The following is a 21,574-nucleotide window of genomic DNA, read 5'->3' as shown; positions in this document are numbered from 1 at the left end:
CCCCTCAGCACTTCGCGCCGCGGCACTCGGCGAAGTACCACTCGATGCGTCTGACGTCCGCCGCCTGGGCGGTCGTGTTGTCCACCATCAGGTCGTTCGACGCCGGGTCGGAGACCGACCAGTCGAAGTCGTCCCAGTTGTCGATCTCCTCCTCGAACTCGCGGCAGTCCGCGGAGGTCCGGCCGAGGTCGGCGGCGTCGTCGGCGCAGTCCTCGGGTTCCTCGTAGACGTTGGGGTAGACGTCCTGCTGGTAGTAGCCGCCGTCGCAGCAGTACTCGTCGGCGAGGCCGAACGGGCGGTGCCCGGACTCGTGGCGGATGGTGCTGAAGCTGGTGTTCTCGCCGGAGAAGACGTTGGAGCCACCCATCGCGCAGTCGCGGAACGAGTCGACGTGCACGATCATCACGCTGTCGGCCCAGCTCGAGTCCGGTACCTCGTGGTCGCAGCCGTCCTCCGCCGCCTCGGCCTGACCCGTGCCGACCTGGAGCCAGAAGTTCATGGCGTCCTGGTGCACGAGGAAGCGGTCGTAGCTGTAGAAGGAGTTGTAGATGATCTGTTGCACGTCGGCCTGGAACTGCGGGTCCGCGGCGCCGCTGTAGTCGTCGGCGTCGCCGACGAACACCCAGTCGACGCGGCTGTAGGTGCTGCCGGTGTAGAGCACGGGGACCTCGTCGCCGGCGCCGGCGGTCGCCGCCACCGACCTCCATCCGGTGAAGATGGGGACGCTGTCGTCGATGCCCCGACAGCCGTAGCTGAAGCTGCCCCCGCCGGTGATGGTGTGGCTGTGGGTCAGGGTGAGCGAATTGCCGGCGGTCACCTCGGGGGCCGCGCGGTCGTTGACCCAGATCTCCAGCGTGTCGGCCCGCGTCGGGTTGAGCGAGCCGTCGAGGAACTCGGCGGTGATGGTGACGGTGTCACCGACCTTCGGGAAGAGCGGCGAGTGCATGCACCGGATGCGGATGCCCGGCGCGGCCGGGGGTTCGGTCACCTCGACCCGCAGGCGGACGGAGGCCGACTCGTCCGGCGTGCCGGTGCTGGTGAAGACGCCGCAGCCGCCGCTCAGGTCGCCGGTCACCGTGCAGGCGTTGAGGTCGATCGTGAAGCTGAGCGACTGGTCGGTGTCGTCGTCGTTGTCCGACGGGTCGTCGGGGTCGTCGCCGTCGGGGTCGAGGTCGGCGATGTCGTCGTCGAAGCGCAGGAAGCCGTCCTCGTCCCGGATCTCCAGGTAGACGGGGACGGTGCCGCTGGAGAGGGGGACCTGCTTGGAGAACTCCCAGTTCGGCTCGATCGTGTACTTGTCCTCGAACGGGTCGGTCGCCGGGGTGTCCTCGTTGTTGAACGACTCACCGGCGATCTCCACGTAGCTGTAGAAGTCGGGGTCCTCGCCGAAGTCGTGGCCCTCGACTCGCTCCACGGTCACCCGGACGGTCATGTTGAGATCTGCGGCCGCCGCCGGACTGCTCAGCACCAGGACGGGCAGCATCGCGCTGACGAGCACCGGGACGACCGGTATGCCCGTCAGGCGTCGCCGCCAGCCCCCGCGGGGCTCGGCGGCGTACACGGGTGTGCTCATGCGAACCTCATTCGCGTGGGCAGCCCGACGGGGCAGGATCGGGCTGGTGGTGGGAATTGCCTGATCGGGACGCCCAGGCTGGTCGCAGCGTATGCGGCGCGTGATCGACCGACGCCGTACAGTCAGCTACGCGATAGTGGGTCCGGCCACGGGGTGGAGCGGCCGGTGGCCGTTCTGCCCTGGGCAGATCCGCTCAGCGTGAACAGCGGGTGGGCGGGGCCCAGCGGGACGGCACAGTGGAGCGCATGAGACTGCTGGTGCTGGGCGGTACGGGATTCGTCGGCGGAGCGACGGTGGCCGAGGCGGTACGCCGCGGCTGGTCGGTGACGGTGTTCAACCGGGGGTTGCACGGCGCGACGCCGCACGGCGTACACCGGCTGCGGGGCGACCGGACGGCCCCCGGCGGCCTCGACGCGCTCGCGGGCGGCGAGTGGGACCTGGTGGTGGACACCTGGGACGGCGCACCGCGCGCGGCCCTCGACGCGGCCCGCGCCCTGGCCGGCGCGGTCGGCCAGTACGTCTACGTCTCCAGCGGTTCGGTCTACGCCGAGCCGGTCGAGCCGGGCTCGGCCGAGGACGCGCCCGTCGTCGAGGCCGCGCCGGACGCGGACGACGGTGAGTACCCACGCAACAAGGCGGGCGCCGAACGGGCGGTCCGAGAGGTTCTCGGTGACCGGGCGCTGCTCGCCCGCGCCGGGCTGATCCTCGGCCCCGGTGAGGACATCGGCCGGTTGCCGTGGTGGCTCACCCGGATCGCCCGTGGCGGGGACGTGCTCGCCCCGGGCCCGGTCGACCTTCCCCTCCAGTACGTCGACGTGCGTGACCTCGCCGCCTGGCTGCTCGACGCGGGCGCGCGCGGGCTCGGGGGTGCGTACAACGTGGTGAGCCGGCCCGGCCACGCCACGATGGGCGAGCTGCTGGAGGCGTGCCTCGTCGCGACCGGGGCCGAGGCACGGCTGCGCTGGCTCCCGCCGGAGCCGATCCTCGCGGCGGGCGTGGTGCCCTGGAACGACCTGCCCGTCTGGGTGCCGCTCGGGCACGAGTACCGCTGGTTGCAGGAGCGCGACGTCGCGCGCGCGTACGCCGCGGGGCTGACCTGCCGCCCGATGGCCGAAACGGTGGCCGACACCTGGCGGTGGCTGCGCGAGGTGGACGGGGTGCCGCCGCGCGCCGGCCGCCCGGCGCGGGCACGGGTGGGCCTGGATCCGGCCCGGGAGGCGGCCCTCCTGGCGACCGCGCCGACGGCGTGACGGCCGGCCGCCCGGCCCGCGGGCGGACACGCGGGGGCGGGTCACGGCCGGAGGCAGTCGGGCGGTCGGGTCAGCAACCGGGCAGGTCGAGCACCTCGTCGACCGGTCGGCGGGGCGTCGGCCAGCCGGGTTGGCCGTACCCGATCCGCAGCACCATCTGCGGGGCGCCGAAGCGGCCCAGCGACAGTCGCAGCCGCTCCCGGGCCGACGGCACCTCGATCGGCTGGGAGAGCAGCGACACGCTCAACCCGGCGTCCACGGCGGTCAGCAGCACCCGTTGCAGCGCCTGCCCCGCGACGACCTGGTCGATCGAGGTGTTGCCGGCCGCGCCGAGCACGGCCACCAGCGGTTCCGGCTCGAAGTCGCGTCCCGGTGCCCGGTCGCGTCCGCCGAAGTCCCGGGTGGGGAGCACGTCCTGGGGCTCCTGACGGGGGCCACCGGAGGTGGCCGGCACACCGTCGGGCGCGGGGACCGTCCGTATCCACTCGTCGCGTTCCGCGCGGTAGCTCGGGTCGCGTTCGAGCAGCCGGTGGGCGCCGCGCGCGATCTCACCGAACGCGGCCACGGCGCCCACCCCGATGAGCAGGTCCAGCCAGCACCGCTCGGCCCGGGCCGCCTCGACGAGGCGCCAGCGGGCGTCGGCGGGGACCGGGTCCGGCCAGAACGGGGCCCGGTTGCTGAACCGACGGGGAACGGCGGCGTGGAGGGCCTGCTCGGCGGGAGTGGGTCGGCGCGGACGCTCCGGTCGCAGCCGGGCCAGCAGGTCCGGCTCGGCCGGGTCGGGGCGCAGCCGTACGGAGGCGGGCACGCCGGCCACGGCCAGGGCGAGCCGCAGGTTGAACAGCGCCGCCCCGCAGGCGATCCGTACGCCCCAGCCGCTCGGGTCGGTGGCCGGCAGCCGGCGCGCCGGATCGGCCAGCACCTCGATCGCGCCGTCGCGCAGCCGGAACCGCCACGGCTGGGTGTTGTGCAGGGACGGTGCGCGGATGGCGTCGGTGGCGGCGGCGCGCAGCCGCGCGCCGCTGTAGCCGGTCTCCATGGCGGTGCTCCTTCCCCACTGGTCGAGCTGGTTCGGCCCGGGCCGGGGACGTGGGGCGGGGCCCCTGGGGTACGGCTCCAGCGTGCCCGGCCGCACCGGCCCTGATCAGGGCCGGACGTCCCGACCCGCCGGGACCGACGGGCCCACCGGCCGACGGGTCACATCGGCCGACGGGCCACATCGCTCCGACGGGGCTGGCCCTCCGACGGGGTGCCCGGCCGGCCGCCGCCGACCGGTTCGTCGGGGCCGACGATCTCCGCCGGGGCGACGTCGGGACCTTCGGCCCGTGTGGGATGCGGCCGGCGGCGGGTAGAAACGAGGAATGATCCGGGTTTTCCTGCTCGACGACCACGAGGTCGTGCGTCGTGGCCTTGCCGACCTGCTGACCAGCAGCGGCGACATCGAGGTGGTCGGCGAGTCCGGCTCCGCGACGGAGGCGACCCGGCGTATCCCGGCGCTGAGACCGGACGTGGCGATCCTCGACGCGCGGCTGCCCGACGGCAACGGCATCGACGTGTGCCGGGACGTCCGCGCGGTGGACTCCGGCATCAAGGGCCTGATCCTCACCTCCTACGAGGACGACGAGGCGTTGTTCGCCGCGATCATGGCCGGCGCGGCCGGCTACGTGCTGAAGCAGATCCGCGGCACCGACCTGGTCGACGCGGTGCGCCGGGTCGCGGCCGGCCAGTCGCTGCTCGACCCGGCGATCACCACGCGCGTGCTGGAGCGCATCCGCAGCGGCGTGGAGCAGCCGCGGGAGCTCGCGTCCCTCACCGACCAGGAGCGGCGGATCCTGGAGTACGTGGCCGAGGGGCTCACCAACCGCGAGATCGCGGGCAGGATGTTCCTCGCCGAGAAGACGGTGAAGAACTACGTCTCCAGCGTGCTCGCGAAGCTCGGTCTGGAGCGCCGTACGCAGGCCGCCGTCCTGGCCACCCGCCTGCTCGGCCAGCGCCACTGACCGACACGCCGCCACACCAGCCCGGGCTGGCCCGCACCCGGGCCGCCGCGGGCCGCCGTGCCCGGTGCCCGGTGCCCGGTGCCCGTCAGTCTCCCAGCGGGACGGACCAGCGCAACTCGGTGCCGCGCGGGTGCGCCGGGCGCAGGTCGAACTCGCCGCCGTGCTGTTCGGCGCGTTCGCGCAGGTTGACGAGGCCGCCCCGGGCCGCCGCCGGATCGCAGCCCACCCCGTCGTCGGTCACGGTGACCGACACCCAGCCGTCCTCGACCCGGACGGCGACGGCCACGTGGTGCGCCCGCGCGTGGCGTACGGCGTTGGAGAGGGCCTCGCGCAGCACGGCCGTGAGGTCGGGGCGCAGCGCGTCGGGGACGGCGCTGTCGACGGGCCCGGTCAGCGCGAGGCCGGGCCGGAAGCCGAGTGACTCGGCCGCCGCCTCGACGGCCTCGCGGATCTCGGTGCGCAGCGCGGCGGTCATGGGGGTGCGCAGCTCGAAGATGGTGCGGCGGATGTCCCTGATGGTGGCGTCCAGGTCGTCGACCGCGGCGTTGATCCGCTTCGCGAGCTCCGGCCGGGTGCTCATGGGCGCCGCGCTCTGCAGTTGCAGGCCGGTGGCGAAGAGCCGCTGGATCACCACGTCGTGCAGGTCGCGGGCGATGCGCTCGCGGTCCTCCAGCACCACCAGCAGCTCCCGCTCCTCCTGGCCGCGGGCCCGCTCCATGGCCAGCGCGGCCTGGCCCGCGAAGCTGCTCAGCAGGGCGACGTCGTCGTCCGTGGCGACGTCGCCGCCGTCCACCTCGCGGGCGATCACCAGCACGCCGTGCAGGATGTCCGCGGTGGCCAGCGGCGCGATCACGGCGGGGCCGGTGTGCAGCAGCGCCGGCCAGGGCGCGGCGTGCCCGAGGTCGTCGACCCGGTCGTGACGGCCGGCGGAGACCGCCGCGCCGAAGCTGGTGTCCGCCGCCGGCAGCGCGGTGCCCACCAGCGCGCGGGCCGGCTCGTCGCCGCCGTCGACCACCTCCACGGTGAACAGCTCGGCGTCGGGGTCGTAGAGCAGCACCATGGCCAGCTGCGCCTCGGCCACCTCGCGGGCGCGGCGGGCCACCAGCGCCAGCGCGTCGGTGCGCCGGACCTCGCCGAGCAGCACCGAGGTGATCTCGGCGGTGGCGGCGAGCCAGCGTTCCCGCCGGTGCGCCAGCGCGTAGAGGCGGGCGTTCTCGATGGCCACACCGGCCGCCGCGGCGAGCGCGACCACGATCTCCTCGTCGTCCTCGGTGAACTCGGCGGCGCCCTGCTTCTCGGCCAGGTAGAGGTTGCCGAAGACGCGCTCGCGGATGCGTACCGGCACGCCCAGGAAGCTGTGCATGGGCGGGTGGTTGGGCGGGAAGCCGTACGACCGGGGGTGCTGGGTGATGTCCGGCATGCGCAGCGGGCGGGGCTCGTCGATCAGCAGGCCGAGTACGCCGCGCCCGTGCGGCAGGTCGCCGATCCGCGCGTGCACCTCGGGGGAGATGCCGTGCACGATGAAGTCGTGCAGCATCCGGTCGGCGCCCACCACACCCAGCGCGCCGTACCGGGCGCCGACCAGCTCGCAGGCGGCCTGGACGATCCGTTGCAGGGTGCTGCGCAGGTCCAGGTCGGTGCCGATGCCGACCACCGCGTCGAGGAGGGCGCGTAGCCGCTCCCGGCTGGTGACCACCTCGCCGACCCGGTCCAGCATCTCCTGGAGCAGTTCGTCGAGGCGCACGCGGGACAGCGGGCTCAGCCCGAGCGACGGCGTCGGTCGGGCCTCGGGCCGGGGGTGCGGAGCGTTGCTCGCCACCGGGCGATGCTATCGCCGGGACCGGGACGGCTCGACCTCCGGCGTGGCGGGCCGGGCGGCGTTCAGGTGAGGTCCCCGCGCACGGCGGAGGTGTCGACGACCTGTTCGGTGGCGAGCCGCGGGGTGTGCGGCGGCCCCGCGTGCGCCGGGTCCGCGATGCCCAACCGCATCACGAGGTACGGGTGGCCGAGCCCGGCCAGCAGCCCGCGCAGGGTCTGCCGGGTGCCCTCGACCTCCACCGCCCCGCTCAGCGGCACCAGGGAGACACCGAGACGGGTGGCGGTCAGCCAGGCGGCGGAGAGCGCCTCGCCGGCGTGCAGCCAGGTGTCCGGCTCGTCCTCGTCGCCGTAGAGCAGGCCGTAGACGGCCGCGCGGTCGTGCCCCGGCCCGGTCGGCAGGGTGCCCGGCCGGCCGAAGTCGCGGCCGGGCACCGTGGTCCGGGGCGCCTCCTCGGGCAGCACCTCGGCGGGCAGTCCGGTGCCGGTGCCGGCCCGGCTGGTCCAGTAGGCCAGCTCCTCGCGGAGCTGCGGGTCCTCGGCCTCGACCGTGTCGGCGTGCCCGGCGGCGGCCGCCAGCTCCAGCACCTGGTCGCCGTCGAGGATTTGCAACCGGCACCCCTCGGCGGAGACCACCTCGGTGATCTCCTTGACCGCCTCGGCCGGCACCGGCTCCTCGCTGACCGGCCGGCGGTCGGTGTGCCGGACCTGCATGCACTGCACCAGCCGCATCGCCCCCGGGTCGGGCTCGGTGGGCCGCAGCCCGGTCAGCCGGGCCAGCAGCTCCGGGTCGCGGGGGTCGGGCAGCCGCTCCACCACCGGCGTCCAGCCCTCGGCGGAGAGCGCCACCCGGGCGTGGTGCAGCGCGGTGCCGCAGCTCAGCGTGAGCAGCCGCCCCTCCGGGTCGCTCGCCGCGAGCTGCCGGCTGCGGACCGCCCGCAGCTCCAACGCGTCGGGCAGCACCCGCCACTGCCACGGCTGCGTGTTGTGCAGCGAGGGGGCGTGACCGGCGGTGGCGGCGGCCTCCGCGAGCGCCGTCGTCAGGGGGCGGTCCGCCCGGCTCTCCTGGCTCATCGTCACGACCTTTCGTCCGCGCCCGTGCCCGGCCGGATGCTCGCTACGAGGCCGTCGCCGCCCGCGTCGGCCAGGTGGTCGCCCGCAGGGTCGTCGCCGCCCACGCCCGAGGGTCGGCCGGCCGGTCTGTCTGACCCATCCTGCGCCATCGTGCGGGCCCCCGCACGGTAAGCAGGTCCCCACCACCCGGGACCTTCGGCCCGAGGTTGGCGCGTCGATCGGGAGGTCTGCGCCGGGAACCGGCCCGGATCCCGACGCACACCTCCGGGAGGACCCGGGGTCAGCGCTCGCGGACGATCGCGACCGGGCAGCGCGCGTGCTGGATGAGCTGCTGGCTCACCGAGCCGAGCAGCATGCCCCGCAGCCCGCCACGCCCCCGGGTGCCGACCGCCACCAGTTGCGCACCGGCGCTCGCCTCGACCAGCGCGGACGCCGGGCTGCCGGCCGTCACCTCCACGATGACGGCCAGCTCCGGGAAGATGCGCCGCCACGGCGCGAGCGACTCCTCGGCGGCGGCCCGCTCCGCCGCCGCCGTCTCCTCCGCGTCCGTGGCGGCGACGTCGGCGCCCGGCCGCCACGCGCCCGGCGGGGACCAGGCGCGCAGCACCCGCAGCGGCACCCGCCGCTGCGCCGCCCGCTCGACCGCGAAACCGAGCGCCACCAGGGACTGCTCGGAGCCGTCGACACCGACCACGACCGGGCCGTCCTCCGGGCCGGTCGGCGCGTCCGCGCCCGGCGCGCGCACCACGACCACCGGGCAGTGCGCGTGCGCGCTCACCGAGACCGCCGTCGACCCGACGAGCAACCCGCCGAACCCACCGTGACCGCGGCTGCCGAGCACCAGCAGGGCGGCCTCCGCCGACCGCTCCTGGAGCACCAGCGCGGGTGGACCGTCCAGCACCTCGCCACTGACCTCCAGGTCCGGGTGCGCGGCGGCGGCGTCGGCCGCCGCCCGCCGGACCAGCTCCTCGACCTCGTGCCGGGCGGTCTCGTCCGGCCAGACGGCCGGTGCCACGCCGGGACCGAGCCAGCCGACCACCGTGACCCACTCGAAGACGTACGCCAGCCGCACCGAGCGGCCGCTGCGGCCGGCCTCGTCCAGCGCCCAGCGCAGGGCCACGGTGGCGTCGGGGGACCCGTCGTAGCCGACCAGGATCTGCTCGCCGCTCATGCGCCGCTCCGCAGCTCCGGGTCGGTCGACCGCACCCAGCGCCACTCCGCCACCCGGGGGTCGTCCTCACCGTGCCGGCGGGTGTAGTCGCGGCACTCCTGGCGGGTGTCGACCATCTGCTGACGCAGGTGGGCGGCGCGGGCGGCCAGGCCGGGCACCCGGTCGATGACGTCGATGACCAGGTGGAAGCGGTCCAGGTCGTTGAGCATCACCATGTCGAACGGCGTGGTGGTGGTGCCCTCCTCCTTGTAGCCGCGCACGTGCAGGTTGTCGTGGTTGGTGCGGCGGTAGGTGAGGCGGTGGATGAGCCACGGGTAGCCGTGGTACGCGAAGATGATCGGCCGGTCCGCGGTGAAGATGGTGTCGAACTCGCTGTCGGAGAGGCCGTGCGGGTGCTCGCTGGGCGGCTGGAGGCGCATCAGGTCGACCACGTTGACGAGGCGCACCTTCAGGTCCGGCAGGTGCTGGCGGAGCAGGTCGGCGGCGGCCAGCGCCTCCAGGGTCGGCACGTCGCCGCAGCAGGCGAGCACCACGTCCGGCTCGCTGCCGGCGTCGCTGCTGGCCCACTCCCAGATGCCCACGCCGCGGCGGGTGTGCTGGATCGCCTCCGGCATGGTGAGCCAGTTCGGGGCCGGCTGCTTGCCGGCCACCACCACGTTGATGTAGTGCCGGCTACGCAGGCAGTGGTCCATCGTGGAGAGCAACGTGTTGGCGTCCGGCGGCAGGTAGACGCGGACGACCTCGGCCTTCTTGTTCACCACGTGGTCGATGAAGCCCGGGTCCTGGTGCGAGAAGCCGTTGTGGTCCTGCCGCCACACGTGGCTGGAGAGCAGGTAGTTCAGCGAGGCCAGCGGCTGCCGCCACGGGATGCCCCGGGTCACCTTCAGCCACTTCGCGTGCTGGTTGACCATCGAGTCGACGATGTGGATGAACGCCTCGTAGCTGGTGAAGACCCCGTGCCGGCCGGTCAGCAGGTAGCCCTCCAGCCAGCCCTGGCACAGGTGCTCGGAGAGCACCTCCATCACCCGGCCGTCGGGGGAGAGGTGGTCGTCGCCGGGCACGGTTCCGGCCACCCAGGCCCGGTCGGTCACCTCGAAGGCGGCGCCGAGCCGGTTGCTGGCGACCTCGTCGGGCCCGAAGAGCCGGAAGGTCTCCGGGTTGGCCGCGATCACGTCGCGGATCCAGTCGCCGAGCACGCCGGTGGCGCCGGCCATCGGCTCGCCGGGGCTCGGCACGTCGATGGCGTACTCGCGGAAGTCGGGCAGGGTGAGTTCCCGCAGGACCGAACCGCCGTTGGTCACCGGGTTGGCGCTCATCCGCCGGTCGCCGTGGGGCGGGAACGCGGCCAGCTCGGCGACCGGTGCGCCGGTGGCGTCGAAGAGCTCCTCCGGCCGGTAGCTGCGCAACCAGCGCTCCAGCTCGGCGAGGTGCGCCGGATTGCTCCGCACCTCGGACAGCGGCACCTGGTGCGAGCGGAACGTGCCCTCGACGGGGGCGCCGTCGACCTCCCGCGGCCCTGTCCAGCCCTTCGGCGTACGCAGGATGATCATCGGCCAGCGGGGGCGTTCGACGGGGCCACCGGAGCGGGCGCGGCGCTGGATGTCGGCGATGTCGTCCAGCGCCCGGTCGAGGGTGGCGGCGAGCGTCTGGTGCACCTGGGCCGGGTCGTCGCCCGCGACCACGTACGGCTCGTGGCCGTAGCCGCGCATCAGTTCGAGCAGATCCTGCTCGGGGATCCGGGAGAGCACGGTCGGGTTGGCGATCTTGTAACCGTTGAGGTGCAGGATCGGCAGGACCGCGCCGTCGCGGGCCGGGTTCAGGAAGACGTTGGAGAGCCAGCTGCCGGCGAGCGGCCCGGTCTCCGCCTCGCCGTCGCCGATCACGCAGGCGACCAGCAGGTCGGGGTGGTCGAACGCGGCGCCGTACGCGTGGCTGAGCGCGTACCCCAGCTCGCCGCCCTCGTGGATCGAGCCCGGCACCTCGGCGGCGACGTGGCTGGGGATACCGCCGGGGAACGAGAACTGGCGGAACAGCCGGGCCATGCCGACCTCGTCGCGCGTCACGCCGGGGTAGCGGTCGGTCCAGCTGCCCTCCAGCCAGGAGTTGGCCACGATCGCGGGGCCGCCGTGGCCCGGGCCGGTGATGAACATGGCGTTCAGGTCACGGGCGACGATGACCCGGTTCAGGTGGGCGTAGAGCAGGTTGAGGCCCGGGCTGGTGCCCCAGTGGCCGAGGAGCCGCGGCTTGATGTGCTCGGGAGTCAGCGGCTGCCGGAGCAGGGGGTTGTTGTCGAGCAGGTAGATCTGCCCGACGGTGAGGTAGTTCGCCGCCCGCCAGTACGCGTCCAGCCGGCGCAGCTCGTCGTCGGTCAGGGGGCTCTGCAGGTCGAGAGCGGTGTCCATGGTGACTGAGCCTCTCGCGGTTCGGGGAGTGCTGCATCCGGAAGCGCCATTCCTCCGGCCGATCCAGCCTGGCGGGTGGGGGCGCTGGCGGTTCAGGGTCGTTGGTCCCGAGCGGGACGGACGTCATGCCCGTTCGGTGGCGGTGTCGGTCACGCCGCGGACGACGATCACGGGCGACGGCGCGTGGTAGAGCAGGGACTGCGCCACCTCGCCGAGCATGCCCCGCCACGGTTCGTCACCGCGCGCCGCGACCAGCGCCAGCTGCGACGAGCGGGCCTGCTCGACCAGCACCAGACCCGGGTCGCCGCGGATGGTGTGGCACTCGACGGGCACGTCGGGGCGTCGGCCGGCGCACCGCTGCACGACCTCGGTGAGCTGCCGGGTGACGGCGTCCTCGTCCTCGCCGGGCTCGACCACCCGGACGGCGAGCAGGCGGGCCTCCCGTCGCGCGGCGCACTCGACGGCCCACTCCAGGGCGGCGTGCGAGGTGGGCGACCCGTCCACGCCGACCAGGACCGGGCCCTGCGGTGGCGGCTCCCGCCGGGCCACCAGCACCGGGCAGCCGGCCCGGGCAGCGAGCTGGATGGCGGGCGCGTCGGCGGGCACGCAGTCGTCGCAGGTGGCTATCCCGCCGTCGCCCACCGCCAGCAGGAACGCCAGCTCCGCCCGGCGGAGCAGGACGGGCACGCGGGGGCCCTCGACGATCTCGCCGGTGACGGTCAGCTCCGGCTCCACGTCCCGGGCTAGGTCGTTGGCGCGGGCGATCAGGTCCTCGGCGGCGTCGCGCGGGGCGGCCACGGTGTCCGCCTCGAACGCGGCGGCCCAGTCGAAGGCGTGCACCAGGTGCAGCGGCCGGCCGTGCGCGGCGGCCTCCTGCGCGGCGAGCCGGACCACGGGGAGGTTGCGCTCCGAGCCGAGACCGACCAGCACCGCTCGACCGGCGGCTGCGGTCATCCGACATCACCTCCCGGGCGTCGCGCCCGGCACGACCACGCTCCCTCGACCGAGGGTAGTCCGGTCACGGACGACGGCGGGTCGGTTCGCGGCCGTCGGTCACCTCCGTCTGTCAACAAGGGTTGACACGGCCATGCTGTCAACGTACGTTGACAGCATGAGCCATGCTACGGAACTCGCGGCGGCAGCCGGCAGCACCGACCCCCGGGTCGGGCTGCGCGCCGTCCGCGCGCTGCGCCGGCTGCTCGAGCGGCTCGAGGTGGTCCAGGTCGACAACGCCCGACGACAGGGCTGGTCCTGGCAGGAGATCGCCGACGCACTCGAGGTCAGCCGGCAGGCGGTCCACAAGAAGCACGCCGGGCGACCGGCGGTCCCCACCTCCTGGGAGGCGTGATGTTCGAACGGTTCACCGACCGGGCCCGCGAGATCGTCCACCGGGCACTGGACGAGGCCCGGGCCGAGGGGCGGCGGCCGGTGGGCACCGAGCACCTGCTGCTCGCCCTGCTCGCCGACGAGCACAGTCTCGCCGCCCGGGTGCTCACCGAGGCCGGCGTCGACGCCGACGACCTGCGCGCCCGCGTCCGCCGACACACCGAGACCGGCGGCGTCGGGCTCGGCGACGCCGACGCCGCCGCGCTACGGGAGATCGGCATCGATCTGGCCGCCATCGTGGCCCGCATCGAGGAGACCTTCGGCCCGGACGCGCTGCGCGAGGCGACGCCCGCGCCGCGCCGGCGCTGGGGGCGTCGCCGCCACACCGGCGGCCACTTCTCACCCCGCTCGAAGAAGGTGCTGGAGCTGTCGCTGCGTGAGGCGCTCCGGCTGCGGCACAAGCACATCGGCAGCGAGCACATCCTGCTCGGGCTGCTCCGCGAGGGCAACGGGCTGGCCGCGCTGGTGCTCGCCGAGTCCGGTGTCGACCTCGACGACCTGCGCCGGCGGGTGGAGACCGCGCTGCGTACGGCCGCCTGAGCGGGGACCGGGCCGGTGGCCGGACGCCGCCCGCCCCCGGTCGCCCGGCCCGGCAAACCTGTCTGTGGCACTTCCGACCCCGCCGTGGCCAGGGCTCGCTGAAGGTCGCGGGTTGCTGCACACTGACGCCGTGAATGCTGGACGGCAGAGGGGACCGGGGGGCGGCGACGGCGGGCTGCGCTCCGCCGTGGTGGTCAACCCGGTGAAGGTCGCCGATCTCGACGAGCTGCGGCGCACGGTCGACGACGCCCTCACCGCCGCCGGCTGGCCCGAGCCGCTGTGGTACGAGACCACCGTCGAGGACCCGGGCCGGGGCCAGACGGAGGAGGCGGTACGGGCCGGCGTCGACGTGGTCTTCGCCTGCGGCGGCGACGGCACCGTGATGTCGTGCGTCAGCGGCCTGGTCGGCACCGACGTGGCGCTGGCCGTGCTGCCCCAGGGCACCGGCAACCTGCTCGCCGCCAACCTCGGCCTCTCCACCGACCTGGCCGCCGGCCTGCAGGTGGCCGTCGACCGCGGCCGCCGGCTGCTCGACGTCGGCGAGGTGGACGGGCGCTACTTCACGGTGATGGCCGGCATGGGCTTCGACGCCCAGATGCTCGCCGCCACCAGCGAGGCGACCAAGGCGCGGATCGGCTGGCCCGCGTACGTGGTGGGCGCCGCCCGGCACCTGCGCGACCGTCCGATGCGGGTGTCGATCCGCGTCGACGACCGCCCGCCCGTGCGCCGCCGGGCGCGCTCGGTGCTGGTCGCCAACGTGGGGCGGCTCCAGGGCGGCATCCGGCTGCTCAGCGAGGCCGAGCCGGACGACGGCTGGCTCGACGTCGCCGTCCTCACCCCCCACCACCTCCGGCACTGGCTCTCCCTGGGCTGGGCGGTGATCCGCCGGCGCGGGCGGGTGCCCCGGATGGAGGTCTTCCGCGGTCGACGGGTGATCGTCACCGCCAGCCGCACCCAACCCCGGGAACTCGACGGCGACCTCATCGCGCCGGGTCGCCGGCTGCGCGTGGTGATCCGGCCGAAGGCGCTCTGGCTCTGCGTGCCGCAGCCCGAGCAGGCGCCGGACCTCGCCGTCGACGCGGACCGCGCCGCCGAGCGGGGTGAGGAGCTGGTCGAGGAGGCGCGCCATGAGTAGCACCCGCATGGTGCCGGAGACCCGGCTCATGGCGGACGAGGAGCTGTCGGCCGACGACGCCTGGCACACCCTGCGGCGGCAGGGCGGCTGGCACCTGCTGCGCGACGCCTTCGTCCGGTTCCGCTACGGCGACGGGTTCAGCCACTCCCGGGCCTTCGCGCTGCAGCTCTGCCTCGCCGTCGTGCCGTTCCTGATCGCGCTCACCGGCCTGATCAGCGAACTGGGCGTCGAGGAGGGCGGCGAGGTCGTCGCCGACACGGTGCTGGCGCTCACGCCCGGGGCGAGCGAGGCGGTGGTGGCCGAGCTGCTCGGCGAGGGGGAGAGCACCGAACGGGCCGGCGAACTGGCCCTCACCCTCGGTCTGCTGACCGGCCTGGTCGCGCTCACGACCACGATGGCCCAGATCGAGCGCGGCGCCAACCGGATCTACGGCGTGGAACGGGACCGCCCCGCGCTGTGGAAGTACGTGCGGGCCGCCGCGCTGGCGGTGGTCGCCGGCGTACCGGCGCTCACCGGGTTCCTGATCCTGGTGGGCGGCGGGCCGATGGGCGACTCGGTGCGGCGTCACTACCCGTGGGGCGAGTACGTCCACGGGCTCTGGGCGGTGGTCCGCTGGCCGCTCAGCCTCGCGTTGACGGTGCTCGCGGTGGCCGTGATCTTCCGGCACGCGCCCCGGCGCCGCCAGCCCGGCCTGTCCTGGCTGTTCTTCGGCGCCGGCATCGCCACCGTGCTCTGGTGGCTGACCAGCCTGCTGCTGGCCGCGTACGTCAGCCTCAGTGACGCGTTCGGCCAGACCTACGGCGCGCTGACGGGGATGATGGCGCTGCTGCTCTGGGCCAACCTCACCGGCATGGCGCTCTTCGGCGGGCTCGCGTTCGCCGCCCAGCTGGAGGCGCTGCGGATCGGCGTGCGGGAGCCGGCGCAGCCGGACCTGTGGGAGCCGGAGGCCGAGCGCGCGGAGGTCTTCGACACCGGGGAGATGACGGCGCTCTGAGCCGTACCCCGGCTGCGCGGGCCCTCGGTGTACGGGCGGCGCGGATCGGGTAAAGCCGCTCGCCAGGGACGGTGAGGGAGGTGCGGGGTGACCGCGGTCAGAGAGGCGCTGCGGCGACCGATCGGGCATTTCGCCGAGCGGAGCGTCGCCGGGCTGGTCGTCGTCACCGGGGCGGGCGCCGCGTTCGGCCTCCTGCTCGCCCTGGTGCGCTTCCGGTGGAGCCCGTTGCAGGCCGCCGACCGGGCGGTCGCCGAGTGGTTCAACGACCTGGTCGCGCCGCACGGCCCGCTGGTGACCGTGCTCCAGGCGCTGACCGACCTCGGTGGACGGCCGATCCTGATCTGGCTGGTCACCATCGCCGTGGTCGGCCTGCTGATCCGCCGCCAGCCCCGGCTGGCCGTGTACCTGGTCATCACCGGGGTCGGCGGGCTGATCCTCGATCCGTCCGTCAAGACGCTGGTCGGGCGGCTACGCCCGGTGGTCGACGTGCCGGTGGCCAGCGCGCCCGGCAACAGCTTCCCCAGCGGGCACGCCCTGGGCTCGTTCGTGGCGTACGGCGCGCTGCTGCTGGTCTTCCTGCCGGCGCTGGCGCCCCGCTGGCGCCGGCCGGCCATCGCCCTGGTCGCCACGCTGGTGCTGCTCGTCGGGCTGACCCGGATCGCGCTGGGCGTGCACTTCGTCTCCGACGTGCTCGCCGGCTGGCTGCTCGGCGCGGTCTGGCTCGGCGTCACCGCGTACGCCTTCCGGCTCTGGCGCCGTGAGCGCGGCCGGCCGGTGCCGCCCCTGAGCGAGGGGCTGGAGCCGGAGGCGGGGCACGACATCGCCCCCGCCCCGGCCGAGGAGCACGTGCTGGAGCATCCCCGCTCCGCCGTGGCCGAGCTGATCGTCGGCTGGGTGCTGGTCTTCGGCGCCCTCTACGGCTTCGGCATGTTCGTCAGCTACCACGCCGGGGGCACCTTCCTGGCCACCCTCGACACGGAGGTGCCGCGCTGGTTCGCGCAACGGCACACCACGGCCCTGACCGAGCTGAGCTGGTGGTGGAGCAAGTTCGGCGACACCCACGCGATCCTGCTCGTCTCGCTGGTGTTCTGCCCGCTGGTGCTCGCGGTGTGGCGGCGGTGGCGGCCGGTGCTGTTCGTGGCGCTGGCCATGTTCGGCGAGCTGACCCTCTTCCTCGCCAGCGCCCACGCGGTCGACCGGCCCCGCCCGCCGGTGGAGAACCTGGACGGGCCGATGCCCACCTCCTCCTTCCCCTCCGGCCACATCGCCGCGACGATCTGCCTCTACGCGGCCATCGCGGTGCTGGTGATGCCGCGCACCGACCGCTGGTGGCGGTGGCTCACGGTCGTGCTCGCCGTCGTCATGCCCCTCGGCGTGGCCACCTCCCGGATGTACCGGGGAATGCACCACCCCACCGACTTCATGGGCGCGATGCTGCTCGGCGCGCTCTGGATCGGCCTGCTCTACTGGGTGATCCGGCCCAACGCCGACGTCCACGCGGGCAACCGGCCGAGCATCGGGTCGGAGGACGTGGCCGACCTCGACGACGAGCTGGCGCGGGCCGCCCGGGTGGACTGAGGGCGCTGTGCTGCGGGTGATGACGTGGAACATCCGGACCGGTGGACGTGACCGTGACGGCGGCGACCGGCGGGACGCGATCGTCGAGGTGGTCGACGGCGAGCGGCCGGACGTGCTGCTGCTCCAGGAGCTGCGGGGGTTCGACGCCACGGGGGTGCTGGCCGGGTTCGCCGACCGGCTGGGCCTGCGCCCGCACCTGGCCGGCAGCCTGCTCGGCCAGCCCGTCGCGGTGCTCGTGCGCCCGCCGCTGCGTACCGTCGCCGCGGGTCCGCTGCGTCGACCGTTCCACCACGCGGCGGCGCGGGTGGTGCTGGCCACCGACGGCGGGCCGCTCACCGTGCTCGGCACCCACCTGAACCCGTACTCGGGCGGGTGGCGCCGGGTGGAGGTGGACTGGCTCGCCCGCGCCGTACGCCGGGCGCCCGGCGAGCTGAGCCTGGTCGGCGGGGACCTGAACACGCTCGACCCGACGACCGACCACACCGAGCGGATCAGCCGGCTGCGGCCCGTGCACCGGCGTCGGCACCTGCGTCGCGACGGGCGCACCGCGGACACCCGGGCGGTGCGGGTGCTGCTCGACGCGGGCCTGGTGGACCTCTGGCGGGCGGCCGGCGGGCCGGACGAGGGGCTCACCGTGCCCACCCGGCACGGCGGGGCCGAGTTTGTCGGGATGCGGCTGGACTACCTGCTCGCCACCCCCGCGCTGGCCGCCCGCGTGCGGGCCTGCCGGGTGGTGCGCGGTGGCGCGGCCGACCACGCCTCCGACCACTACCCGGTGGTGGCCGAGGTGGCCCTCGACGCGGCCTGATCCCCGGCCCGACCCGGCCGGCCCACCCGGGGTGGCCGGTCCCGGCGGGTCTCAGAACACCAGGTTGACCAGGACGGTGAGCACCACCGAGGCGAGCACCGAGAAGAGGATCATCAACAGGCAGCCGAGCCCGCCGCCGAGCGGCCGGACCTCCACGTTCCCGATTCGCATCGCACTCCCTCCCGTTCCCGTCCGTTACCCACACCGGATCGTCAGCGCTGAAGTCGCGGGCGGCTCGCCGCCACGGCGGCCGGACGCACGACCGGCCGGCCACCGTGCGCCGCCACCGAGGACCCCGTCACGGGAGCACGCCCGCGCGCCCGGAGCCGTCCCGCCGGGGTGCCGCCGCCAGCGGTCCGGTGTCCGGCGCGTCCAGCAGCCGGCGGATCGCGTCGGCGAGCTCCGCCGGGGCGGTGGTGGCCACGTTGTGCGCAGCGTGGGGCACGACCAGGGCCCGGGCGCGCGGCACCAGGCGCGCCGCCTCCGCGCGCCACCGCTGCGGCACCACCGGGTCGCGTCCGCCGGTCACCACGAGGGCCGGCGCCGCGACCCGCACCAGGTCCGCCTCGACGGCGTTGCGCACCGAGTGGGTGAGGGTGGCCGCGACCCGCCACGGTCGGGCGTCCCACACGTCCCGCAGCAGGATGGGCGCCTGCGCCTTCGCCTCCCGCAGGGTGTCCACGAGCCAGCGGCCGACCTGGGCACGCCGGGTCCGGGCGGCCGGGTCGCTGGTCGGCCCGGCCAGCACGAGGGCGCGCACCGCCTCCGGGTGTCGGGCCGCGAGCGCCGCGGCGACCTCCGCGCCGAACGAGTGGCCGAGGACGCAGGCCGGCGGCAGCCGGTACGCGGCCATCCAGGCGATCAGGTGGTCGACGTGCCGCGACACGTCGTAGGCCTCGCCGGGCCGGGCGCTGAGCCCGAACCCGGGCAGGTCCGGTACGTACACCGGGTGGGTGGCCGACAGCGCGACGGCCAGCGGGGTGAGGTAGCGGTGCGAGACGGCGAGGCCGTGCACCAGCACGACGGGCGGCGCGCCGGTGCCCGGGTCGCCGCCGCGGCGGGTGTGCGTCCGCAGCCCGTCGACCGAGCGCCACTCGCTGGTCAGCCCGGCGGCCGGCCGGGGCGCGGCCAGCGCCAGCCGCAGCTCCGCGAGGGAGAACCGCCCGGCCGGGCTCGGCAGCCGGCTCACAGCTCGCGGAGCCGGGGAAGCAGCTGCTCCTGCGCCCAGTCCAGGAACATCGGCTGGCTCTCCCCGCCCACCTGCAGGAGCGCCACGTGGGTGAAGCCGGCGTCGACGAACGCCTTGAACGCCTCGACGTGCCGGTCGACGTCCGGGCCGCAGGGGATGCCCCGCGCCACGTCGTCCTCGCGGACGAACTGCGAGGCGGAGGCGAACGACTCGGGACCGGGCAACTCGGCGTTGACCTTCCACCCCAACCCGAACCAGCGGAACTGGTCGTGCACGATCTTGCGGCACTCGGCCTCGTCCGGGCCGTAGCAGATCGGCACCTGGCCGTAGCGGCGCCGGCCACCGCCGCCCGCGTCGTCGTAGAGCTGGATGATGCGCGGGTCCGGCTCGGTGGCGATGACGCCGTCGCCGTACTCGGCGGCGAGGCTCGCCGACTGCGGGCCGGAGGCGGCCACCGCCATCGGCACCGGCGTCTCGGGCCGGTCCCACACGTACGCGTCGGGCACGTCGAAGTGGTTGCCGGAGAAGGTCAGCGTCTCGCCGTTGAGCAGCGGACGGATGATCTGCAGCGCCTCCTCGAACATCTCGTGCCGCTGCTGCACGTGTGGCCAGCCGCCGACGACGTGCTCGTTGAGGTTCTCGCCGGCGCCGAGGCCGAGGGTGAACCGGCCGTCGGAGAGCACGCCGACGGTGGCGGCCTTCTGCGCCACGACCGCCGGGTGGTAGCGGCGGATCGGGCAGGTCACGAACGACATCAGCTCGGCGCGGCTGGTGGCGTGCGCGACGGCGCCCAGCACCGACCAGGCGTACGGGGAGTGGCCCTGCGCGTCCAGCCAGGGGTAGTAGTGGTCGGAGACGACGAGCTGGTCGAAGCCGGCCGCCTCCGCCCGCACCGCATGGTCGACCAGCTGTTTCGGGCCGGTCTGCTCGCACATCAGGGTGTAGCCGACGCTGACCATGTGGCATCTCCTTCCCCACCGGCGGATCCTCCCCGGATACCCCGTCGCGCCCCGGTCAACCCTCGGGTCCGGTTCGCCCGCCGGTGAGCCGGGTCAGTGGGCGCCGTTGAGGTTCACGATGACCACGCCCGCGATGATCAGCGCGATGCCGGCGAGCTTCACGGCGCCGACCGGCTCGCCGAGGAAGACCGCGCCGATCGCGACGATCGTCGCGGTGCCGAGCCCCGACCAGAGGGCGTACGCGACGCCGACCGGAATCTGCTTCACCGCCTGCGAGAGCATCACGAAGGCCAGCCCGTAGCCGGCGAGGCAGGCCACGGTGGGCCAGAGCCGGGTGAAGCCGGCGGTGGCCTTCAGCAGGCTGGTGGCCATCACCTCGGCCGCGATCGCGATGCCCAGCAGGACGTACGCCATGTCGTACCTCGTCAGTCGTCGGGCGGCGGGGCCTCCGCCGCGGCGAGCCGGGCGGCCCGCATGGTCAGGTACCGCTGCTCCGGCACGCTGTTCGTGCGGCCGGCGGCGGCCCGGTAGTCGGCCACGGCGCGGGCCCGGTCGCCGGCCATCTCGTGCAGGTGCGCGCGGGCGGCGTGCAGGCGGTGGGTCCCGGCCAGCCGGGGGTCGTCGGCGAGCTCGGTGAGCGCGGCCAGACCGGCGGCGGGCCCGTGCACCATGGCGGTCGCCACCGCGCGGTTCAACGCCACCACCGGGCTGCCCGACTGCCGCTCCAGCACCTCGTAGAGGGCGAGGATCTGCGGCCAGTCGGTCTGCTCGGCCGACGGCGCCTCGTCGTGCAGCGCCGCGATGGCGGCCTGGAGCTGGTACGGCCCGACCGGCCCCCGGGGCAGGGCACGGGTGACCAGCGCGACCCCCTCGGCGATCGCCGCGGCGTCCCACCGGCCGCGGTCCTGCTCGGCCAGGGAGATCAGCTCGCCGGACGGGCCGGTCCGTGCCGGGCTGCGCGCCTCGGTGAGCAGCATCAGCGCCAGCAGCCCCGTCGTCTCGCTGTCGTCGGGCAGTCGGGCGTGCAGGGCGCGGGTCAGGCGGATCGCCTCGGCGGACAGGTCCACCCGGCGCAGGTCGGGCCCGGCGCTGCTGGTGTGCCCCTCGGTGAAGATCAGGTAGAGCACGTGCCGGACGGCGGCCAGCCGCCGGGCCCGGTCGGCGTCGTCGGGCATCCGGAACGGGATCCCGGAGGCGCGGATCTGCTGCTTGGCGCGGCTGATCCGCTGGGCCATGGTGGCCTCGGGCACCAGGAAGGCGCGGGCGATCTCGGCGGTGCTCAGCCCGCCGACCGCGCGCAGGGTCAGCGCGATCGCGGAGGCGGGGGAGAGGGCCGGGTGGCAGCAGAGCAGGAGCAGGATCAGCTCGTCGTCCCGGTCCGCGGTCAGTTGCTCGTCCGCCGCCGGGGCGCTCTGCCGGTCCTCCGGGTCGCGCCGCGCGGCCAGGTCCTCCCGGCGGCGCCGGGCCGTCTCCGCCCGGACCAGCTCGATCATCCGGCGGTACGCGACCTGGATCAGCCAGCCCCGCGGGTTCGCCGGCACGCCCTCGACCGGCCACTGTGCCGCCGCCGCCAGCAGCGCCTCCTGCACCGCGTCCTCGGCGGTCGCGAAGTCACCGAAGCGTCGGGCGAGCACGCCGAGGACCTGCGGCGCCAGCTCGCGCAGCAGGTCCTCGGTGCGTCGGTCGAGGGTGGTCAGCCG

19 protein-coding genes are annotated in these 21,574 nt (G+C 74.8%); 8 read left to right on the top strand and 11 right to left on the bottom strand.

The features are described 5' to 3' along the window. Positions 1–4: 4 nt before the first annotated feature. Complete coding sequence (locus SM573_RS01120) at positions 5–1,573, bottom strand: hypothetical protein (protein WP_474612268.1); 1,569 nt, start codon at positions 1,571–1,573, stop codon at positions 5–7. Positions 1,574–1,818: 245 nt separating this feature from the next. Between SM573_RS01120 and SM573_RS01115 the strand changes: the two genes are divergently transcribed. Beyond that, positions 1,819–2,823, top strand: a complete 1,005-nt coding sequence (locus tag SM573_RS01115; protein WP_474615216.1) for an NAD-dependent epimerase/dehydratase family protein — start codon at positions 1,819–1,821, stop codon at positions 2,821–2,823. Positions 2,824–2,893: 70 nt separating this feature from the next. Here SM573_RS01115 and SM573_RS01110 read toward each other — a convergent pair whose 3' ends face one another. Then, a complete protein-coding gene (locus tag SM573_RS01110; protein ID WP_474615215.1) occupies positions 2,894–3,862 on the bottom strand; it encodes an Acg family FMN-binding oxidoreductase in 969 nt (322 codons plus the stop codon). 322 nt (positions 3,863–4,184) lie between these two features. On the opposite strand from SM573_RS01110, the gene SM573_RS01105 reads away from it, so the two are divergent. Then, positions 4,185–4,823 carry a response regulator gene (locus SM573_RS01105; protein ID WP_474615214.1) on the top strand — a complete coding sequence of 213 codons (639 nt, stop codon included), beginning with the start codon at positions 4,185–4,187 and terminating at the stop codon, positions 4,821–4,823. An 85-nt stretch (positions 4,824–4,908) separates the two neighbouring features. Here SM573_RS01105 and SM573_RS01100 read toward each other — a convergent pair whose 3' ends face one another. The 5 genes from SM573_RS01100 to SM573_RS01080 all read right to left on the bottom strand — a co-directional run bounded on the left by SM573_RS01100 (position 4,909) and on the right by SM573_RS01080 (position 12,239). After that, complete coding sequence (locus SM573_RS01100; protein ID WP_474612475.1) at positions 4,909–6,585, bottom strand: sensor histidine kinase; 1,677 nt, start codon at positions 6,583–6,585, stop codon at positions 4,909–4,911. 119 nt (positions 6,586–6,704) lie between these two features. Next, positions 6,705–7,712 carry an Acg family FMN-binding oxidoreductase gene (locus tag SM573_RS01095; RefSeq protein WP_474615213.1) on the bottom strand — a complete coding sequence of 336 codons (1,008 nt, stop codon included), beginning with the start codon at positions 7,710–7,712 and terminating at the stop codon, positions 6,705–6,707. 280 nt (positions 7,713–7,992) lie between these two features. Further along, positions 7,993–8,883 carry a universal stress protein gene (locus tag SM573_RS01090; protein WP_474615212.1) on the bottom strand — a complete coding sequence of 297 codons (891 nt, stop codon included), beginning with the start codon at positions 8,881–8,883 and terminating at the stop codon, positions 7,993–7,995. Further along, positions 8,880–11,285: a phosphoketolase family protein gene (locus SM573_RS01085; protein WP_474612262.1), complete on the bottom strand. Its 2,406-nt coding sequence runs from the start codon at positions 11,283–11,285 to the stop codon at positions 8,880–8,882. Before SM573_RS01085 ends, SM573_RS01090 begins: the two co-directional genes overlap by 4 nt. 123 nt (positions 11,286–11,408) lie before the next feature. Continuing rightward, positions 11,409–12,239 carry a universal stress protein gene (locus tag SM573_RS01080; protein WP_474615211.1) on the bottom strand — a complete coding sequence of 277 codons (831 nt, stop codon included), beginning with the start codon at positions 12,237–12,239 and terminating at the stop codon, positions 11,409–11,411. 157 nt (positions 12,240–12,396) lie between these two features. On the opposite strand from SM573_RS01080, the gene SM573_RS01075 reads away from it, so the two are divergent. From SM573_RS01075 to SM573_RS01050, 6 genes are all read left to right on the top strand, one after another. Continuing rightward, the gene (locus SM573_RS01075; protein ID WP_474612260.1) at positions 12,397–12,633 is read left to right on the top strand and encodes a helix-turn-helix domain-containing protein; all 237 of its coding nucleotides are present in this window, start codon (positions 12,397–12,399) and stop codon (positions 12,631–12,633) included. Then, positions 12,633–13,211: a Clp protease N-terminal domain-containing protein gene (locus SM573_RS01070; RefSeq protein WP_474612259.1), complete on the top strand. Its 579-nt coding sequence runs from the start codon at positions 12,633–12,635 to the stop codon at positions 13,209–13,211. The genes SM573_RS01075 and SM573_RS01070 overlap by 1 nt, the downstream gene beginning before the upstream one ends. Before the next feature lie 130 nt (positions 13,212–13,341). Continuing rightward, the gene (locus tag SM573_RS01065) at positions 13,342–14,346 is read left to right on the top strand and encodes a diacylglycerol/lipid kinase family protein (protein WP_474612258.1); all 1,005 of its coding nucleotides are present in this window, start codon (positions 13,342–13,344) and stop codon (positions 14,344–14,346) included. After that, positions 14,339–15,340, top strand: a complete 1,002-nt coding sequence (locus tag SM573_RS01060) for a YihY/virulence factor BrkB family protein (protein WP_474612257.1) — start codon at positions 14,339–14,341, stop codon at positions 15,338–15,340. Before SM573_RS01065 ends, SM573_RS01060 begins: the two co-directional genes overlap by 8 nt. Before the next feature lie 87 nt (positions 15,341–15,427). Continuing rightward, positions 15,428–16,918 (top strand): phosphatase PAP2 family protein, encoded by a 1,491-nt coding sequence (locus SM573_RS01055; RefSeq protein WP_474615210.1) that lies wholly within the window; start codon positions 15,428–15,430, stop codon positions 16,916–16,918. Positions 16,919–16,925: 7 nt separating this feature from the next. Continuing rightward, on the top strand, positions 16,926–17,726 hold the full coding sequence (locus tag SM573_RS01050) for an endonuclease/exonuclease/phosphatase family protein (protein WP_474615209.1): 801 nt from the start codon (positions 16,926–16,928) through the stop codon (positions 17,724–17,726). Positions 17,727–18,024: 298 nt separating this feature from the next. On the opposite strand, the gene SM573_RS01045 is transcribed toward SM573_RS01050, so the two are convergent. From SM573_RS01045 to SM573_RS01030, 4 genes are all read right to left on the bottom strand, one after another. Then, on the bottom strand, positions 18,025–18,915 hold the full coding sequence (locus SM573_RS01045; protein ID WP_474615208.1) for an alpha/beta fold hydrolase: 891 nt from the start codon (positions 18,913–18,915) through the stop codon (positions 18,025–18,027). Further along, a complete protein-coding gene (locus tag SM573_RS01040) occupies positions 18,912–19,874 on the bottom strand; it encodes a TIGR03557 family F420-dependent LLM class oxidoreductase (RefSeq protein ID WP_474615207.1) in 963 nt (320 codons plus the stop codon). The genes SM573_RS01045 and SM573_RS01040 overlap by 4 nt, the downstream gene beginning before the upstream one ends. A 93-nt stretch (positions 19,875–19,967) precedes the next feature. Continuing rightward, entirely contained in the window at positions 19,968–20,288 is a 321-nt protein-coding gene (locus SM573_RS01035; RefSeq protein WP_474612252.1) for a DMT family transporter, read from the bottom strand. An 11-nt stretch (positions 20,289–20,299) separates the two neighbouring features. Continuing rightward, positions 20,300–21,571 (bottom strand): RNA polymerase sigma factor, encoded by a 1,272-nt coding sequence (locus SM573_RS01030; RefSeq protein WP_474615713.1) that lies wholly within the window; start codon positions 21,569–21,571, stop codon positions 20,300–20,302. Positions 21,572–21,574 lie beyond the last annotated feature (3 nt).

This window comes from Micromonospora xinjiangensis (assembly GCF_056150165.1).
This window is presented reverse-complemented; position numbering and strand designations above follow the sequence as displayed.

What these genes read in the sequence shown, in the direction of transcription:
- SM573_RS01090 (WP_474615212.1), bottom strand. Translation starts at nt 8,883, where the DNA reads ATGAGCGGCGAGCAGATCCTGGTCGGCTACGACGGGTCCCCCGACGCC.
- SM573_RS01085 (WP_474612262.1), bottom strand. Translation starts at nt 11,285, where the DNA reads ATGGACACCGCTCTCGACCTGCAGAGCCCCCTGACCGACGACGAGCTG.
- SM573_RS01120 (WP_474612268.1), bottom strand. Translation starts at nt 1,573, where the DNA reads ATGAGCACACCCGTGTACGCCGCCGAGCCCCGCGGGGGCTGGCGGCGA.
- SM573_RS01115 (WP_474615216.1), top strand. Translation starts at nt 1,819, where the DNA reads ATGAGACTGCTGGTGCTGGGCGGTACGGGATTCGTCGGCGGAGCGACG.
- SM573_RS01040 (WP_474615207.1), bottom strand. Translation starts at nt 19,874, where the DNA reads ATGGTCAGCGTCGGCTACACCCTGATGTGCGAGCAGACCGGCCCGAAA.
- SM573_RS01060 (WP_474612257.1), top strand. Translation starts at nt 14,339, where the DNA reads ATGAGTAGCACCCGCATGGTGCCGGAGACCCGGCTCATGGCGGACGAG.
- SM573_RS01035 (WP_474612252.1), bottom strand. Translation starts at nt 20,288, where the DNA reads ATGGCGTACGTCCTGCTGGGCATCGCGATCGCGGCCGAGGTGATGGCC.
- SM573_RS01080 (WP_474615211.1), bottom strand. Translation starts at nt 12,239, where the DNA reads ATGACCGCAGCCGCCGGTCGAGCGGTGCTGGTCGGTCTCGGCTCGGAG.
- SM573_RS01095 (WP_474615213.1), bottom strand. Translation starts at nt 7,712, where the DNA reads ATGAGCCAGGAGAGCCGGGCGGACCGCCCCCTGACGACGGCGCTCGCG.
- SM573_RS01075 (WP_474612260.1), top strand. Translation starts at nt 12,397, where the DNA reads ATGAGCCATGCTACGGAACTCGCGGCGGCAGCCGGCAGCACCGACCCC.
- SM573_RS01070 (WP_474612259.1), top strand. Translation starts at nt 12,633, where the DNA reads ATGTTCGAACGGTTCACCGACCGGGCCCGCGAGATCGTCCACCGGGCA.
- SM573_RS01105 (WP_474615214.1), top strand. Translation starts at nt 4,185, where the DNA reads ATGATCCGGGTTTTCCTGCTCGACGACCACGAGGTCGTGCGTCGTGGC.
- SM573_RS01110 (WP_474615215.1), bottom strand. Translation starts at nt 3,862, where the DNA reads ATGGAGACCGGCTACAGCGGCGCGCGGCTGCGCGCCGCCGCCACCGAC.